A 17,329-nucleotide genomic window follows, 5' to 3' on the forward strand; every position below is an offset into this window, starting at 1 on the left:
TGTAAGCCTGTGAAGGTGCGTTGTAAAGCGTGCTGGAGGTATCAGAAGTGCGAATGCTGACATGAGTAGCGTTAAAGGGGGTGAAAAGCCCCCTCGCCGTAAGCGCAAGGTTTTCTACGCAACGTTCATCGGCGTAGAGTGAGTCGGCCCCTAAGGCGAGGCAGAGATGCGTAGCTGATGGGAAACAGGTCAATATTCCTGTACCGATATATAGTGCGATGTGGGGACGGATCTTAATAGGTCATCCGGGTGTTGGATATCCCGGTTTAGTTGGATGTAGGCGTGCACTAGGCAAATCCGGTGCACATATACCGAGGCCAATGATCGAGCCAGCTTGCTGGTGAAGTGACTGAACGAGGTTCCAGGAAAAGCCACTAAGCTTCAGCTATATACGACCGTACCGCAAACCGACACTGGTGCGCGAGATGAGTATTCTAAGGCGCTTGAGAGAACTCAGGAGAAGGAACTCGGCAAATTGACACCGTAACTTCGGAAGAAGGTGTGCCCTATTAGTGTGTAGTGAACAACGAAGCATGAATGGGTTGCAAAAAATCGGTGGCTGCGACTGTTTATTAAAAACACAGCACTCTGCAAACACGAAAGTGGACGTATAGGGTGTGACGCCTGCCCGGTGCTGGAAGATTAAATGATGGGGTGCAAGCTCTTGATTGAAGTCCCAGTAAACGGCGGCCGTAACTATAACGGTCCTAAGGTAGCGAAATTCCTTGTCGGGTAAGTTCCGACCTGCACGAATGGCGTAACGATGGCCACACTGTCTCCTCCTGAGACTCAGCGAAGTTGAAATGTTTGTGATGATGCAATCTCCCCGCGGAAAGACGGAAAGACCCCATGAACCTTTACTGTAGCTTTGTATTGGACTTTGAACAGATCTGTGTAGGATAGGTGGGAGGCTTTGAAGCAGGGTCGCTAGATCTTGTGGAGCCAACGTTGAAATACCACCCTGGTGTGTTTGAGGTTCTAACCTAGGTCCATTATCTGGATCGGGGACAGTGCATGGTAGGCAGTTTGACTGGGGCGGTCTCCTCCCAAAGCGTAACGGAGGAGTTCGAAGGTACGCTAGTTACGGTCGGACATCGTGACGATAGTGCAATGGCATAAGCGTGCTTAACTGCGAGACTGACAAGTCGAGCAGATGCGAAAGCAGGACATAGTGATCCGGTGGTTCTGTATGGAAGGGCCATCGCTCAACGGATAAAAGGTACTCTGGGGATAACAGGCTGATACCGCCCAAGAGTTCATATCGACGGCGGTGTTTGGCACCTCGATGTCGGCTCATCTCATCCTGGGGCTGTAGCCGGTCCCAAGGGTATGGCTGTTCGCCATTTAAAGAGGTACGTGAGCTGGGTTTAAAACGTCGTGAGACAGTTTGGTCCCTATCTTCCGTGGGCGCTGCAGATTTGAGGAAGCCTGCTCCTAGTACGAGAGGACCGGAGTGGACACACCTCTGGTGTATCGGTTGTCACGCCAGTGGCATTGCCGAGTAGCTAAGTGTGGAAGAGATAACCGCTGAAAGCATCTAAGCGGGAAACTCGTTTCAAGATGAGATCTGCCGGGGCCTTGAGCCCCCTAAAGAGTCGTTCAAGACCAGGACGTTGATAGGTCAGGTGTGGAAGCGCAGTAATGCGTTAAGCTAACTGATACTAATTGCTCGTGCGGCTTGACCCTATAACTTTGATCAATCAGATCAAGGTGTTATGCCAAGTTGACGCATTCAAAATACATTCAAGCAGCGCAGTCATTGCGTGCTGATTCCAAACTCTATGAATTCGTTTGATTGATCGTGCGATCAGTCAGACAACAAGTTATGCCTGATGACCATAGCGACGTGGTACCACTCCTTCCCATCCCGAACAGGACAGTGAAACGCGTCAGCGCCGATGATAGTGCGGGTTCCCGTGTGAAAGTAGGTCATCGTCAGGCTCTTACAGCCTAGAAAGCCCAACCAATCGGTTGGGCTTTCTTTTTAGTGAAAGCAGGTCGATCGCTGCAGGTCAGCGGTCGACAATGCTGGTTCTCGAAATAGCCGCTGCGCCCGAGTGCACGAGTTCATCGAGCAATTCCCGGGTGATCGCGCTCAAATCCTCATCGACAAAAAAGCGCGCCCGAACCAGCTCGAAATAGGGTGTGTTGCGCACCCATTCGCACAGGTTCTCGATCGAGATTGACTGGGCCTCGAGCAGCTTGAACTTGATAAGAACCTTCAATGCATGCCGCGCGTGTTTTGACGGATCTGCCGCTTGGCGATCGAGGCGATTCCGTGCGCCTTCCAGCGCGCCGCGCACGTCGTGAAACACTGATCCGTGCCCCGGGATCACCGTCTGCGGCGCGAGACTTTCAATCAGATCGAATGTCGCTGCGACCTCACCGAAAGAAGGTTCACCGACCAGTTCCGGGAACACCACCCCGAAGCCTTTTTCCCACAGCGCATCCGCTGAAATCAGTGTGCGTGTCTCTGGACTGAACAGGATCACCGAATGCGGGTCATGGCCAGGCGCAGCGAACACCAGCCAAAGCAAGCCACCCAGATATTTCTCGCTGCCGGGCTCCAGCACATTCTGAAATTCAAAGCGCGGACACTGCTGCCCCGTGGCGCGATAGCTGAGGGCATCTTCGTCCCACTGTCTTACAGCTGCCGCCTCTCCAGGCGGGATGTGCGTTTGCAGCTCGGGGAATTTCAGTTGAAGGGCAGCGTTTCCCCCACAGTGATCGCTGTGCAAATGGGTGTTCAACAGGCGGTCGAGCGCACGCGCGCCGAGTGCAGCACCCACCAGCAGGAGTGTCTGCTCAGAGTGCGTGCAGTAACCGCTGTCGATCAATGCCGTGTCGTCCGGCCCGATCAGAAGGATGTTGTTCGCAGACAACCACCCGCGCTCCAGAACCTGGAGGCTGGGTGGAAGTTTTCGCGACCTCTTCAATGCGCGGCAGTTCGCAGCTCGCGCCGCAAGATCTTTCCGACGTTCGTCTTGGGCAGTGAATCCCGGAACTCGATGAATTTGGGTCGTTTGTAGCCGGTCAACTGATCCTCGCAGAAGCGCATCACCGACTCCTCGTTCAAGGACGGGTCCTTGCGCACCACAAACACCTTGATCGCCTCACCCTGTTTGCTGTCGGCTACACCGATGGCTGCGCATTCCAAAACACCAGGGCAAAGCGAGATCACGTTCTCCAGTTCATTTGGAAAAACGTTAAAGCCGCTCACGAGAATCATGTCCTTCTTGCGGTCGACAATCTTGCTCGTGCCATCCGGGAGCTTGATGGCAATGTCTCCAGTACGCATGAATCCATCTGCGGTAAAGGCTTCGGCCGTTTCGGCGGGCTGGTTGTAGTAGCCCACCATCACGTTGGGGCCCTTGATGCAGAGCTCGCCAGATTCACCATCCGGCAACGAATTGCCGTCATCGTCCTTGATCGCGATCTCAATGCTCGACAACGGCAAGCCAATGGTGCCGGTGAACGCCGTGTTCATGACCGGATTGTTGGTGCCGATCGCGCAGGTTTCGCTCATGCCCCAGCCTTCGATCATCGGGCACCCGGTGACCTCGAACCATTTCTTCGCCGTGCCTTCCGAAGCTGCCATGCCGCCCGCCTGGGACACAAAGAGCGTCGAGAAGTCGATGGTCTTGAACTGTGGATGCACCAGGAGCGCGTTGAACAGCGTGTTCACCGCCGGCAACATGTGGAATGGGCGTTTCTTTAGCGTGGCGATGAAACCATCGAAATCGCGCGGGTTCGGAATCAGCGTCAGGTGCGAGCCCTGGCGGATGGCGAGTAGGCAGAGCGTGAGTGCGAAGATGTGATACAGCGGCAGCGCCGCAATGCTGTTGACCTTGGCAAGGTCGCCGGCGCGCGCCAATGCCGGTGTGAACCAGGCTTCGGCCTGAAGCGTGGCCGCGATGATGTTGCGATGGCTCAGCACGGCGCCTTTCGACAGGCCCGTTGTTCCGCCGGTGTATTGAAGGAACGCGATCGAGTCCAGGGTGGAGGTGTCCGGCCCCAGCTTGCGCCCTCGGCCTTCGCTCAGCACACGGGGGAACGGCGTCACAGTGCGTCCGTTGTCGAGCGGAAGCTTGTAAGGCGGCACCAGCTTTTTGAGGTGCCTGACGGCCAGCGTAGTCACTGTGCCTTTGAGCCCGCCAAGCATGTCTCCGATCGCGGTCACCACCACGTGCTTGATGGGCGTGCGGTCGATCACCTTCTCGAGCGTGGCCGCGAAGTTTTCGAGAATGATGATCGCGATCGCGCCCGAGTCCCTGAGTTGATGCTCGAGCTCACGGGCGGTGTAGAGCGGGTTGACGTTGACGCAGGTGTAGCCCGCGCGGAGGATTCCGCTCATCGTCACCGCGAACTGCGGCACGTTGGGCAGCATGATCGCAACCCGCGCACCAGGCTCCAGTCCGAGCGATTGCAACCAGGCGCCGAGCGCCTTCGACTGCTGATCGAGCTCGCCATAGGACATCCAGCTCTCCATGCAGACCGAAAACGGCCGTGCGGCGTAGCGCTGAAAGGATTCGTCGAACATTTGCCCGAGCGAGCGGTATTGCCCGGGATCGATGTCGCGTGGCACGTTGGCCGGGTAGTTCTGGATGGGCGCCGATGTCTGCATGCAATCTCCTGTGGCGCGGATTGTCGGAGCGCATCGGTGCCCGCCGCCAGCGGGCTTGTCCTAGTAAGCCTGTCGCCACCGCGATAGCGCAGCAGCCTCAGCGGAGGTTGGTTTCGCCCGGCAGCAGCAAGCCAACTCCGGCAACTAAGCAATCACCACTCGGCGGGCGGGCGGAGTCGCCATTCACGGCAACCCTTTGCATGGCAACTCCGTTGCGGCTACTTGAGCCAGCGATCCATCACGCGCTGGAACTCGCCGCCGGCCTGCGACAGGTGCAGCCACTGGTCGACGTACGCCTTGAACGCCACGTCGTCGCGCGGCAGCATCCAGCCCATTTCGCCGTATTGCAGCGGCTTGTCCGGGTTGATGGCGCACAGACCGGGCTTGAGCTTTTGCTGCGTGATGGCCTCGGCCGATTCGGTGACGAAGACATCAGCGCGGTTGGCCAGGATCTCGTCGAAGATGGTCACGTTCTCGCCATGCATCGTGAGCTTGGCCTGCTTGAAGTTGGTGCGCGCAAAGCGTTCGTTGCTGCCGCCCGGATTAAAGATCACGCGCACTGCGGGCTGGTCGATTGCCGCCACGCTCTGGTACTTCGCCACATCGGCGCAGCGTGCGATCGGCGCTTTGCCGTTCACCATGTACGGGGCGCTGAAAAATGCGCGCTTCTGCCGCTCGGTCGTGACCGAGACACCGCCCACCGCAATGTCGCACTTGCCGGCCGTGAGGTCGGGCAGCAGGTTGGCCCAGGTTGTCTTCACCCACACGGGCTTCGCACCGAGACTGGCGCTGAAGCTCGCCATGAGGTCGACGTCGATGCCCTCGTAGTTTGCGTCCGGCTTCTGGAAGCTGAAGGGTTTGTAGTCGCCCGGTGTGCAAATGCGCAGCGTGGCCGCCTTCTGAACCGCGTCCAGATGCGATACCGGGGCCGGCGCCGGCGCGACGGCGCAGCCGCCGAGCACGGCGGCCGACACCAGGATGGAAGAAATCGAAAGCGCGTTCCGCATGCAAGGCTCCAAACAGTAGTGAAGGAAGGGTCGAGGGACTCTTATTGTGCGGCGCTCGATACGCCACGGTGCATCTGATCAAGTTCGATGCTGTCGAACAGCACCTTGGGAGCGCTGCGCGAGCCCAGTGTTGCAATGTAGGTGCAAAGCACTGCAGCTTTTCAGCGTTCTCGCGCGAAAGAGAATGCCCTTGCGCAGCAAAACTGTGAAAATGAACAAATGGATGCACTTGACAAGCTCGATCGTTTGATTCTGCGCACGCTGCAAGCAGATGGCCGCGCTACCTATGAGCAGCTTGCGGAGCAGGTCAGCCTGTCGCCCAGTGCGGTGTTGCGCCGGGTCAAGCGACTCGAGGAAAATCGCGTCATTGACCGATATGTCGCCTTGGTGAAACCCGAAGCCGTTGGGCTCGGACTGACCGCCTACCTCAACGTCCGGCTCGAAAAGCACACCGAAAGCCACAAGCGCAATCCGATGGACTTGTTCCGCGCCAGCGTGCAAACCTGGCCCGAAGTGGTCGAATGTGCGGCGTTGACTGGAGAAATGGACTATTTGCTGCGCGTTGTGGTTGCGGACATGTCGCATTACAGCCGTTTCATCATGGACACCCTGCTCAAGCACCCCAGCGTCGAAGATTGCAAGACCAGCTTCGTGCTGGATCGGGTCAAGACAACCACGGCTGTGCCTGTGTAAAAAACGACCGCCTGCGTTTGTATGCGCGCCACAGTTACCGGTAATCCGTCACGCCGGCGCGGGTTATCGGCCTCGGCTGACTTGCGTCTTAAGGGAAAACCCTTACATTGTATGCATGCTCTACGCAAGTTCCATCCTCAAGGCCTCGCTCGGTGCCGGCTCCTTTCTGAAGGCGCCGATGCTTGAGTCGCGTCCGCCCGGCGAGCCGGTCCAGCAACCCGTGCTGGTGCCGATCCGCTCGATCGGGCCCGGTGAACGCGAACGGATCGCGCGCCACCTGCTCGATCTCGACGTTCATGACCGCTATCTGCGCTTCGGCTACTCGGCTTCGGACGAGCAGGTTCAGCGCTACGTCGACGCACTCGACTTCGACCGCGACGAAATGTTCGGCATTTACAACCGCCGGCTCGAACTCATCGCCATGGCGCACGTCGCCTTCGCGCCGGCCGACCAGCCCAACGACTGCGCCGAGTTCGGCGTTTCGGTGGCCAAGCACGCCCGTGGCCGCGCCTACGGCGCACGCTTGTTCGAGCGTGCGGTCGTCACCGCGCGCAACGAAGGTGTCGGCATGCTGTTCATCCACGCGCTGAGCGAGAACGCCGCCATGCTCAAGATCGCGCGGAAGGCCGGTGCCACCGTGGTGCGCAGCGGTTCAGAATCGGAGGCGCATCTGCAACTGCCGCTGGCCACCTTCGACAGCCGTATCAGCGAGATCGCGCTGGATCACTTCGCCGAAGTCGACTTCCAGCTGAAGACTCGTGCCAAGCAGTTCTGGTCGTTCCTCGCCAGCGTGCAGGAAGTTCGAAGCGGCGTGCGTGCCGCGCGCGAAAAGTCGGCGCAATAGGGCCCCGCGCTTTCCCGGAGGGCGCTGGCCTTTCCGGTATCCTTGCGCTTCCCCAACTCCGCCCTCCCGCAGTGGCCGAACCTCATTCCGAGCGCATCCCCGTTGAACGGGAAGACAAGCGCAGCTTTCTCCAGAAGCTGGCCGAATTCATCCACCCCGGTCCCGACTCGCGCGACGAACTGATCGAGACGCTGGCCGATGCCGAAGACAACCACGTGATCGGCGCCGAGTCGCGCGTGATGCTCGAGGGGGTGCTGCGCATGGCCGACATGACGGCGGGTGACGTGATGGTCGCTGCCCCCCGCATGGATCTGCTGGACATCGACGCGCCGCTCGACGCGTTGATCAACCTGGTGATCGATACCGCGCACTCGCGCTTTCCGGTGTACGAGGGCGAGAAGGAAAACATCATCGGCATCCTGCTGGCGAAGGATTTGCTCAAGCTGCAGCGCGCGCCGGGCCTCAATATCCGCGCGCTGCTGCGTCCCGCCACCTTCGTGCCCGAGAGCAAGGGCCTGAACGACCTGCTGCGCGAGTTTCGCGGCAACCGCAACCACCTGGCCATCACCATTGACGAGTTCGGTCGCGTCGCAGGGCTCATCACCATCGAAGACGTGCTGGAGCAGATCGTCGGTGAGATCGAAGACGAGTTCGACATCCCTGAAGACGAGGGCGACATCTTCGGCCTGGCCGACCACACCTACCGTGTCTCCGGCGACACCCCGATCGAGCGCGTGGCCGAAGCCTTCGGCATCACCTTCGACGACGAGGCCCTGATCGAAGACTTCGACACCATCGGCGGACTCGTCGCGCACGAGATGGGCCACGTGCCCAAGCGCGGCGAGCACCATGCGCTGGGCGGTTTCGACTTTGTCGTGCTGCACACCAAGGGCGGTGCCGTGCGTTGGTTCAAGGTCTCGCCGGCCCGCGGCGACGACGCATCCGATTGAAGACGGCCCTGGTTCGCGCGCTGGGCTTCGGGCTCGCGGGGCTGGCCCAGGCCGCGTCGATCGCCTGGCCGTTCGCCGGACACTTCGGTGGGCAACCGCTCTGGTGGCTGCAATTGCTGTCGCTGGCGGCGCTGGTCTGGCAGCTCGACGCGCTACGCCTCGGCGCCCACCCCCGGGCATGGCGCAGCGGCTTCCTGTTCGGCTGGATTTTTTCCACCGCCTGGCTTTGCGGCACTTTCTGGTGGCTGTTCATTTCGATGCACACCTATGGCGGACTGGCAGCGCCATTGGCCGCCGTTGCCGTGTTCGCACTGGCCGCAGCGCTCGGCCTCTACTACGCGGCTGCCTGTGCATTTTTTGTGGCGTTTGCGCCCGCCCGCTGGGCGTGGCGTGCCCTGTTCTTCGCAGCACTCTGGACAACGGCCGAGCTGGTTCGCGGCAGCTGGTTCACCGGCTTTCCCTGGGGCGCAGGTGGCTACGCGCACGTCGACGGGCCGCTGGCGCTGTTTGCACCGCTGGTCGGTGTCTATGGCATCGGCGCGGTGGCCGCGCTGGTCGCGGTGGCGCTGGCCCAGTGCCTGCGGCTCGACTACCGCCGCAAGCTGGCCTGGCTGGCGCCGGCAGCGGTGGCGGTCGGCCTCGGGCTGGCTTCCGTCGACAGCGTCGATCCCGCCGCCTCCGATTTGGTAGCACCGCCGCCGCGACTGCGGATGGCGCTGCTCCAGGGCAACATCCCGCAGGACGAAAAGTTCATTCCCGGCGGCGGCATCGCCACCGCGCTCGACTGGTACGGCACGCAACTGCGCGACGCCACAGCGTCGCTCGTCGTCACGCCTGAAACCGCCTTGCCGTTGCTGCCGGTGCAGTTGCCGCCCGGTTACCTCGAGGCCGTCGCAGCGCGCTACGGCCAGGGCAATCAGGCGGCCATCGTCGGTTTGCCGATGGGTGACCGCCGCGGCTACACCAACACCGTGCTCGGTTTCAAGCCCGGCGCGCCGGCCGCCTACCGCTACGACAAGCACCACCTGGTGCCGTTCGGCGAGTTCGTGCCGGGGCTGTTTCGCTGGTTCACCGCCATGATGAACATCCCGCTGGCGGATTTTCGCAGCGGCGGCCTGGCGCAGCCAGCGTTCGACTGGCAGGGCCAGCGCATCGCCCCCAACATCTGCTACGAGGATTTGTTCGGCGAGGAGATCGGCGCCAACTTCCGCGACGAGGCAACGGCCCCGACCATCCTGCTCAACGTCAGCAACATCGCCTGGTTCGGCGACTCCGTGGCGATCGACCAGCATCTGGCCATCTCGCGCATGCGCGCGCTCGAATTTCGGCGGCCTATGGTGCGTGCCACCAACACCGGTGCCACGGTGGTGATCGACCACCGCGGGCATGTGACGCAATCGCTGCCGCGCCTCACGCGAGGGGTGCTGGTGGCGGAGGTCGAGGGCCGACACGGCCTTACGCCCTATGCGCGCTGGGTTTCGCACCTGGGGCTCTGGCCCTTGTGGATCGCGGCCCTGGCGGTGGTTGCGACCACCGTGCTGCTGCGCCGGCGTCAGCGCGGCAGGTAGACGGTCGCCTCCACCTCGATGAGTGCGCCGTCGCCCGGCAGGAAACGCGAAACCTCGACCACCGTGCTGACCGGCGGCTCGCCCGGATAGAAAAGGCCTCGCACGCGGTTGTAGGCCGGGTAGTGGCGCAGATCGCGAAAGTACTGCACCAGCTTGACCACATCGTCCATCGTGCCGCCGTGCTCCGCCGCCAGTTGGCGGATGCGCTCGAGCACGAACCAGCTCTGCGCCACGATCGGCGCCTCGAACACGTCGACGCTGAGCTGCCCCGTGACATAGCCCAGCCCGCCCAACGCCGAGCGCGCGCTGTCGGGCAGATCTTCGTAGCGGTCGAGCACCGCGCGCCGTGCCGGGTCGACCGCGACCACGCCGCTCAGAAACAGGAAGTCGCCCACGCGTTTGGAGGCTGCGTAGTTCGCCATCGGCTGGCCCGGCACGGCGCTCATGTCGCCGCCACCGGCCAGTCGCGCAGCTTGCCCGGATTGAGCAGCCCGTGCGGGTCGAAGCGCTGCTTCATCGCAACGATCTCGGGCGGTAGCGCGCCACCGGCCTTTCCGTCTTCGACGATGAAGGTGTGCGGGTTGTTGATGCGCACACCGCGCTCGCGGTGAATGTGGATGATCTCGTCGAGCCGTTTCTCGCTGGTGAAGCGCACCAGCTGCAGCGCGCTGCACGTGATGAGGCCTTCGAGATTGCGCAGAAACTCCACATGCATCAGCACCTCACCGCCTAGCAGCCGCTCCATTTCGGTGATCTGCTGCACATGCTGCCCAGGCACGAAGCTGCTCTGCAGGTAGGTCAGTGTCTTGTCGACCTTCAGCGCATGCAGCGTGGTGTGGTTCCAGGTGAACTCCATCAGCGTGCGGTTGCTCTTGTGCACCTCGGCCGCTGTCTTGCGATAGCTCACCGAGCCACCGTGCAGGGCGGCCAGTTCCAGCATCGGTTCTTCGCAGGATTCGGCGACCAGCGACAGCACCGCATGACAGCCCGCGGGCAGGTGGTTGGCGAGTTGCGCCAGATGATCGGGCACCGGGCTTGCGAAGAACGCGACCTCGCGCTTCACGATGCCGGGCGCGTGCGCCAGCGCGTCGCCGAACGCGAGCGCCTGGTCGAAATCGCCGAAAGTCACCAGCGTTTCGAGCCAGGGATGCACCGGCGCGAGACCGACTTCGAGTTCCAGCACCAGCCCGTTGGTGCCCCAGAGGTGGTGCATGCGCATCGCCTCGGCGCCGCGCAGTTCCACCACCTGCGGCTCGGCCTCGATCGTCATCGCGCGGACGCCGAGCACATTGCCGGGTGCGCCGAGCGGCCCGAAGTTGATCGAGCCGACACCGCCGAAGCCACCGCCGAACAGGCCGCCCAGCGTGGCGCTGCGGTAGGTCGATGGCAGGCAGCGCAGCTCCTGCCCGGTCGGCTTCGTCTGTTTCTCGAGCTCGCCGAGCCGGATGCCGGCCTGTGCGCGGGCCACGCCGGGGCGCACCCACTGCAGTGCGTTGTAGCCGGTCATGTCGAGCACCACGCCACCTGCGAGCGGCGTGGTCTGGCCGTAGTTTCCGGTGCCACTGCCCCGGATAGTGATCGGCACCCTGCGCCTCACGCAGGCGCTCACCAGCGCGCGGATTTCGTCTTCGGTGCGAGGCCGCACTGCGGCGTCGGCGCGTTTGTCCTTGAGCTGGCGGTTCAGCACCGGGCTGAACCATGCGAAGTCCTGCGACAGGCGCGCGACCCGGCTCTCGTCGGTGATCCAGTCGAGGTCGGGCAGCTCGAGCAGAAGTTGTTCGATGGCAGTTGCGGGCGCGTTCATGGTCGTCAAGTCAATCGTTGGAAAGTTCGCTCGCATGCCACGAGCCCAGCGCCAGCTTGCTGAGCCAGGCCATCAGCACGAACAGCGCGACGCCGGTGAGCGAAATGAGCAACAGGGCCGCGAACATGCGCGGGATATTGAGCTGGAAGCCGGCCTGCAGAATTTGGTAGGCCAGGCCTGCGCCGGAGCCGCCGGTGCCAGCCACGAACTCGGCCACCACCGCACCGATCAGCGCCAGCCCGCTCGAGATGCGCAGCCCGCCGAAGAAATACGGCAGCGCGCTCGGAATGCGCAGCCGCACCAGTTGCTGCCAGCGCGTGGCGCGGTTCAGCTTGAAGTAGCTCTGCAGATCCGGGTCGATGCTGCGCAGGCCGAGCGTGGTGTTGCTGATGATCGGAAACAGCGCCACCAGCGCTGCGCACACCGTCATCGCCGCGGTGGGGTTCTTGACCCAGATGATGATCAGCGGCGCCACCGCGACGATCGGCGTGACCTGCAACAGCACGGCGTATGGGAACAGCGCCGTCTCGATCCGCTTGCTCTGCACGAACAGGAACGAGATCAGCACGCCTGCGATCGTGGCCACGATGAACGAGAGCACCGTGATCTTCAGCGTGACCAGCAGCGCATTGCCGAGCGGCACCCAGTCGGTCACCAGTGTCTGCATCATGAGGAAGGGCGAGGGCACCAGATAGGCTGGCAGCTCCATCGCCGTCACCAGCCATTGCCAGAGCGCCACCAGCACCACGCCGACCAGCAGGGGGTAGAACACGCGCTGCACGCGCGGCTGCTGCAGCAGCGGAAGAGTCGGTGCGGCCTTCATGGCACCAACTCCTCATGCGCGCTGCTGGCGCGCAGCAGGCTGTCCTGCAACTGCTTCGCGTAGCGGCTGAACTGCGGCGACACCATGAAGTCGGGGCTGCGCGGGTAGGGCTCGTCGATGATGAACTGCTCGACCACGCGGCCCGGCCGAGCCGCCATCATGATGACGCGGTTCGACAGGAACACCGCCTCGTGGATCGAGTGGGTCACGAAGATCACGGTGAGCTTTTTCTTGCGCCACAGGTCGAGCAAGTCGGCGTCGAGCCGATGCCGCGTGATCTCGTCGAGCGCGCCGAAGGGCTCGTCCATCAGCAGCAGGTCGGGTTGCGTCACGAGGCCGCGCGCAATCGACACGCGCATCTGCATGCCGCCCGACAACGCACGCGGCAGCGCGCCGGCGAACTTGTCGAGGCCCACCAGCGCGAGTGCCTCGGCCACGCGCGCATCGGCTTCGGCGCGCGGTATGCCGGCCAGGTCGAGCGGCAGCCGCACGTTGGTTTGCACGCTGGCCCACGGCATCAGCGTGGGCGCCTGGAACACGAAGGCCATCTTGCGGCCGCTCTGGTCGATCTGCGCGACCGGCTTGCGCCACACCAGCAGGCGGCCGTCGGTGGCATCGAGCATGCCCGCCACCATTTTCAGCAGCGTGCTCTTGCCGCAGCCCGAAGGCCCGAGCAGGGTGATGAACTCGCCTTCGGCGATGCTCAGGTCGACCGGCAGCAGCGCCTGCGTGCCGTTCGGATAGGTCTTCTCGGCCGAAAGGATCTCGACCGCGGGGATGGTCACCGGCTCCATCACGGCAGAACCTTGGCGTCCTTCACGAAGTCGGTGGTGTAGGTCTTGGCCAGGGCCACCTTGGCCGGATCGAGCAGCTTGGCGCTGACGAGGAAGTCATAGCTCGCCTTGGCACGGGCGTCGGTCATCACGCCGATGCCCATCGTGGCCGCATCGCCCCCGGTGACCATGCCCATTTCCTTGAGCTTGGCCACGCTGTAGGCGAGCTGGTCGTCGGTCATGTTGGGGTTGTCCTTCTTGATCAGCGCATTGGCCGGCGCCGGATCGGCCAGGTAGCTCTTCCAGCCTTCGGCCGAGGCCTTGACGAACGCGGCCACCGCCTTGCTGCGATCCTTCACCGTCTTTTCCATGCACGACACGGTGGTCGCGTAGGCCGGGAAGCCGTGGTCGCTGAACATCAGCACCGTGCTCTTCACGCCGGCCTTCTGGATTGCATAGGGCTCGGAGGTCAGGTAGCCCTGCTGGGCCGCGTTCTTGTCGGCGACGAAGGGCTGGATGTTGAAGGTGTAGGGCCGGGTCTGCTCGTCGGTGAGGCCGAACTTGGCTTTGAGCCACGGCCAGTAGCCGCGGTTGGCCTGCGCGCCGATCAGGATGGTCTTGCCCTTGAGGTCTTCGAACTTCTTGACGTCGTCGTGCGCGATCAGCACCTGCGGGTCTTTCTGGAAGAAGGCGGCCACGTTGACCACCGGCACGCCGCCTTCGCGCGTCTGCATCATCTGGATGTCGCTCGAACCCATGATGCAGTCGGCCTGGCCGGCCGCCATCATCTGCGTGATGTTGACCTGCGGGCCGCCCATCTTGATGGTCACGTCGAGGCCGTACTTCTTGTAGATGCCCTGTGCCACCGCCTGGTAGAAGCCGCCGTGCTCGGCCTGCGCGTACCAGTTGGTCATGTAGGTGAAGGGTTCGGTCGCCTGTGCATGCGCCGGCATGGCGAGGGCAGAGACGGCCAGCGCGGCGGCGCCGGCGAGCGATGCGGGACGGAAGGCGGGGTGCTTGCGCATGGTGTGAACCTTTCAGGCAGGAGGGAGGAAGAAAAAGAAGAAGAAGGAACGAACGGACGGGTCAATGCAAGGAGCGCGCCTCAGAGCGCCGCCCCCGCGGCCTGCGGCGGCGAGGACTGGATGAAGCCGCTCTGGTGCCCGAGGCCCCAGGTCGCTTCCTCGCGCACCACCCAGCGCAGCGCGTAAAGCTCGGTCAGCGCCTGCACCCAGCTGTCGGACAGCGTCTCGAGAATCTCGACACCCTGTTCGCGCGTGGCGCTGGTCGGGTCGCCGATCACGCCGCTCGGGCCGAAGTCGCGCGCCGACCAGGCGCAGGCCGGCCGGCCGTCGGGCGACAGCAGCTTGATCGGAAACGGCGGCGGGTAGTTGGCCGCGGCGTGCTCCATGTGCACGGTGTCGGGCGCCAGCGCGAGCATCAGCGCGGTCTCGGAATGGCCGGCATGCATCGACAGGCGCTTTTCCTGGTCGCTCACCTGCTTGCTAGATGCGTTGGGCAGGCGCGAGACGCCATGCGGCACCACCACGAAGTCGCCATGGCGCAGGCGCAGTTCGCGCGCTGCCATCTCCAGCACCTGCGGTTGGCCGCCGTGGCCGTTGGCAAACAGGAGCTTGCGAAAGCCCGAGCGGTAGACCGACTCGCCGATCTCGATCACGGTGGCCAGCAGGGTCGGGCCGGTCAGCGTCATCGTGCCGGGAAAGTGCAGGTGCTCTTCGGACTTGCCGTAGGTGATGGTCGGCAGCGCGAAGGCGCGCACCTCGGCCGGCAGCTTGTCGAGCGCGCGGCCCATCACACCTGACGAAATGACGCTGTCGACCGAGCAGGGCAGGTGCGGGCCGTGCTGTTCGATGGCGCCGCAGGGCAGCACGATCACCGTGTTCTCGCGGTCGGGCAGCGCGTTGATTTCCGTCCAGCTCAGGTAGGGCAGAAAGCGATGGGGCGGTATGTAGCCATGCAGCATGGGTGTCCTTGGGGTCAGTGGAAAGCCGGCCGGCCGCGCACGCAGACGCCGTCGCGCAGCACCACGCGCGCGGCGGCGCGCGAGGGCCAGCCGTGGATGTCGGCCTCGGTGAAGAGCACCAGGTCGGCGGGTGCGCCGACCAGGGTGGGCGGGCCCGCGGTGCCGCGCCGCAGCCAGTCGCCGCGACACAGCGTCTCCGACCAGGTGTCGAACGGATCGTCGAGTTGCGCCGCGAGCGTCGCGGTGGCGAGGGCCTCTACGGGGTCGAAGCTGCCGAGCCGGCAGAACGGATCCTGCACGTTGTCGCTCGCGAATAGCAGCGGAATGCCGCGCGCCCGCGCCTCCTTCACCAGCGTGATGCCGCGCTGGCGCGGCGTGCGGCCGGTAACGGCGTCCTGCAGCAGCAGGTTGGTGGCGGGCAGCGAGACCATGGTGATCGGAACCTGCGCCACCGCGTCGAGCGTGGCCAGCGCCTGCGCCTCGGGCTGCGCCGCGAGCGCGCAGGTGTGGCCGCAGACCACGCGGCCTTCGAAGCCGATCTCTTGCAGGATGCGCGCGGTGGTCGCGAGGCCGACCGCGTCGGCGTTCAGTTCCTCATCGACATGCAGGTCGACATCGAGGTCGCAGATCTGCGCGGCGAGCAGCAGGTTGCGCAGCGCCCGCTCGCTCCAGTTGGTCGAGTGCACGAAGCCGCCGAGCAGCGCATACGGCCCGGTCGCGGCGACGAGGCGGGCCAGCCGGAGGGCCTGGTCGGCGTCCTCGAACAGGCTGAGCTTGATCAGGGCGACCTGTTCCAGCCGCACGCGGCCGGCCCACTCCTGTGCGAGTTCGGCCATCACCGGCCAGGCCAGTGGCACCGCGTCGGGCTCCCACCAGTCGACATGGGTGCGCAACCAGCGGCTGCCGCTTTCCCAGGCCCACTGCAGGCCACGCCCGGCGCGCTCGCGCACGTCGTCGGTGCTCCACCCGGCGCGGTCGTGCAGCATCGCGTCGATCGCGCCGAGCAGGCCGGGCTGCACGTTCTTCATGCGCGGCAGCGTAAAGGCCTTGTCGAGGTGCGTGTGCGCATCGACGAAGCCTGGCAGCAGCAGTGCGCCGCTGAGGTTCCAGCCGCCCGGCACCGGCGCGCCGGCTGGCGCCACCGATTGCACTCGCCCGCCCTGCAGGACGATCCGCGCCAGCACGGGCGCGCCGCTGGAGGTGGGCCAGTCGGACGGCAACAGCCAGCGCGGCAGCCGTGCGTCGTTCAGCAGGTGGGGGGGCTGCTGCATCTCAGTTGCTCCGCCGTGCGTTGTGTTGGCGGCGGCCTGCATTCAGGGCGCGTGCCGAGGGCACCGGGTACCTCCCTCCGCGAATGTCCCCCGGCTTCGCCTCCTCCTTTATTTCGCTGCGGGAGGCACCCGATGCCCTCGGCACGGGACACGCTGCGGCAGTTCCGCCGGATCAACCACCGCTCTGACGGATCACGTCGATGGTGTGCTCTGCGCAGCGAAATAAAGGAGGAGGCCGCAGGCCGGGGGACATTCGCGGAGCAGAGTACGCCGTCGGCGTGATCCCGCCCACAGCGACCCCGGCGCCCCCAGCAACCTAAGTCACGCAGCCCGCATCGAATCAAAGCGTTCGGTTTCATCCTAGGCAAACCGCGCCATGGCCTGACCGACGCGCGCCATGAAGCGCTTGAGCTGGGGCTCGGTCGCCACGTTCATGTGGTAGTGGGCGTGGTAGTCCACGCGCGCCTTCTGTGCGGTCAGCCGCTTCATGTAGCGCGTGACCATCTTGCGCGGCGGGTCGCCCATGTACCAGGCCATCCAGCGCGGCCGCCCGTAGGTGACGACGGCGCTGATGCGCTGGATGTTGGTGAGCATCGGCTTCACATCGGCCGGGTCGCTCATGTCGAAGGCCACGCCCGGCATCAGCAACCGGTCGAAGTAGCCCTTGAGCATGGCCGGCAGGCCGAAGCACCAGGTCGGAAAGCAGAACACGATGCCCTCGGCCCACTGCAGGCGGTCGATGTAGCCCTGCACCGGCGTGCGGTTGGCGGGCACGTCGTGATAGCCGAGCCGCTCCTCGCGCGACATCACCGGGTTGAAGCCTTCGGCGTACAGGTCGCAGTCGTCCACCTCGTGCCCGGCCGCGCGCAGGTTCTTCAGCACCTCCTGGTGCAGGGCCGCATGGAAGCTGGTTTCGACCGGGTGGCAGTAGACGACGAGCACGCGCATGGTGTGTTTGACCGCTTAATCAGAGCAAGTGGTCAGGTTT

15 protein-coding genes and 2 rRNA genes (1 of these 17 only partly in view) are annotated in these 17,329 nt (G+C 63.7%); 6 read left to right on the forward strand and 11 right to left on the reverse strand.

The window, feature by feature from the left end:
• A 23S ribosomal RNA gene (locus ACSFA8_RS17545) occupies positions 1–1,686 on the forward strand (it extends 1,187 nt beyond the left edge of the window).
• Positions 1,687–1,828: 142 nt separating this feature from the next.
• Positions 1,829–1,941, forward strand: a 5S ribosomal RNA gene (gene rrf, locus ACSFA8_RS17550).
• A gap of 71 nt (positions 1,942–2,012) precedes the next feature.
• Here rrf and ACSFA8_RS17555 read toward each other — a convergent pair.
• From ACSFA8_RS17555 to ACSFA8_RS17565, 3 genes are all read right to left on the reverse strand, one after another.
• Entirely contained in the window at positions 2,013–2,882 is an 870-nt protein-coding gene (locus ACSFA8_RS17555; RefSeq protein ID WP_435480765.1) for an MBL fold metallo-hydrolase, read from the reverse strand.
• A 50-nt stretch (positions 2,883–2,932) separates the two neighbouring features.
• Positions 2,933–4,624, reverse strand: coding sequence for an AMP-binding protein (locus ACSFA8_RS17560; protein ID WP_435480766.1), 1,692 nt, complete (start codon positions 4,622–4,624; stop codon positions 2,933–2,935).
• Positions 4,625–4,842: 218 nt separating this feature from the next.
• Positions 4,843–5,631: a transporter substrate-binding domain-containing protein gene (locus ACSFA8_RS17565; protein WP_435480767.1), complete on the reverse strand. Its 789-nt coding sequence runs from the start codon at positions 5,629–5,631 to the stop codon at positions 4,843–4,845.
• Between the two features lie 219 nt (positions 5,632–5,850).
• On the opposite strand from ACSFA8_RS17565, the gene ACSFA8_RS17570 reads away from it, so the two are divergent.
• From ACSFA8_RS17570 to lnt, 4 genes are all read left to right on the forward strand, one after another.
• On the forward strand, positions 5,851–6,324 hold the full coding sequence (locus ACSFA8_RS17570; RefSeq protein WP_286539611.1) for an Lrp/AsnC family transcriptional regulator: 474 nt from the start codon (positions 5,851–5,853) through the stop codon (positions 6,322–6,324).
• Positions 6,325–6,439: 115 nt separating this feature from the next.
• A complete protein-coding gene (locus tag ACSFA8_RS17575; protein ID WP_435480768.1) occupies positions 6,440–7,168 on the forward strand; it encodes a GNAT family N-acetyltransferase in 729 nt (242 codons plus the stop codon).
• 71 nt (positions 7,169–7,239) lie between these two features.
• Complete coding sequence (locus tag ACSFA8_RS17580; RefSeq protein WP_435480769.1) at positions 7,240–8,118, forward strand: HlyC/CorC family transporter; 879 nt, start codon at positions 7,240–7,242, stop codon at positions 8,116–8,118.
• Positions 8,115–9,686 carry an apolipoprotein N-acyltransferase gene (gene lnt, locus ACSFA8_RS17585; protein WP_435480770.1) on the forward strand — a complete coding sequence of 524 codons (1,572 nt, stop codon included), beginning with the start codon at positions 8,115–8,117 and terminating at the stop codon, positions 9,684–9,686. Before ACSFA8_RS17580 ends, lnt begins: the two co-directional genes overlap by 4 nt.
• Here lnt and ACSFA8_RS17590 read toward each other — a convergent pair.
• The 8 genes from ACSFA8_RS17590 to ACSFA8_RS17625 form a co-directional block, all read right to left on the reverse strand.
• The gene (locus ACSFA8_RS17590) at positions 9,671–10,132 is read right to left on the reverse strand and encodes a RidA family protein (protein WP_435480771.1); all 462 of its coding nucleotides are present in this window, start codon (positions 10,130–10,132) and stop codon (positions 9,671–9,673) included. The two genes, lnt and ACSFA8_RS17590, sit on opposite strands and share 16 nt — an antisense overlap.
• A complete protein-coding gene (locus ACSFA8_RS17595) occupies positions 10,129–11,490 on the reverse strand; it encodes an FAD-binding oxidoreductase (protein ID WP_435480772.1) in 1,362 nt (453 codons plus the stop codon). Before ACSFA8_RS17595 ends, ACSFA8_RS17590 begins: the two co-directional genes overlap by 4 nt.
• A 10-nt stretch (positions 11,491–11,500) precedes the next feature.
• The gene (locus ACSFA8_RS17600; protein ID WP_435480773.1) at positions 11,501–12,313 is read right to left on the reverse strand and encodes an ABC transporter permease; all 813 of its coding nucleotides are present in this window, start codon (positions 12,311–12,313) and stop codon (positions 11,501–11,503) included.
• Complete coding sequence (locus ACSFA8_RS17605; RefSeq protein ID WP_435480774.1) at positions 12,310–13,107, reverse strand: ABC transporter ATP-binding protein; 798 nt, start codon at positions 13,105–13,107, stop codon at positions 12,310–12,312. The genes ACSFA8_RS17600 and ACSFA8_RS17605 overlap by 4 nt, the downstream gene beginning before the upstream one ends.
• Positions 13,107–14,111, reverse strand: a complete 1,005-nt coding sequence (locus ACSFA8_RS17610) for an ABC transporter substrate-binding protein (protein WP_435480775.1) — start codon at positions 14,109–14,111, stop codon at positions 13,107–13,109. Before ACSFA8_RS17610 ends, ACSFA8_RS17605 begins: the two co-directional genes overlap by 1 nt.
• A gap of 80 nt (positions 14,112–14,191) precedes the next feature.
• Positions 14,192–15,070, reverse strand: coding sequence for a creatininase family protein (locus ACSFA8_RS17615; RefSeq protein WP_435480776.1), 879 nt, complete (start codon positions 15,068–15,070; stop codon positions 14,192–14,194).
• A 14-nt stretch (positions 15,071–15,084) separates the two neighbouring features.
• Positions 15,085–16,341, reverse strand: a complete 1,257-nt coding sequence (locus ACSFA8_RS17620; RefSeq protein WP_435480777.1) for an amidohydrolase family protein — start codon at positions 16,339–16,341, stop codon at positions 15,085–15,087.
• Between the two features lie 360 nt (positions 16,342–16,701).
• Positions 16,702–17,289, reverse strand: a complete 588-nt coding sequence (locus tag ACSFA8_RS17625; protein ID WP_435480778.1) for an NAD(P)H-dependent oxidoreductase — start codon at positions 17,287–17,289, stop codon at positions 16,702–16,704.
• Positions 17,290–17,329: the final 40 nt, after the last annotated feature.

It is taken from the genome of Variovorax nitratireducens (genome assembly GCF_051216545.1).
In the GTDB taxonomy this organism is placed as follows: domain Bacteria; phylum Pseudomonadota; class Gammaproteobacteria; order Burkholderiales; family Burkholderiaceae_C; genus Variovorax.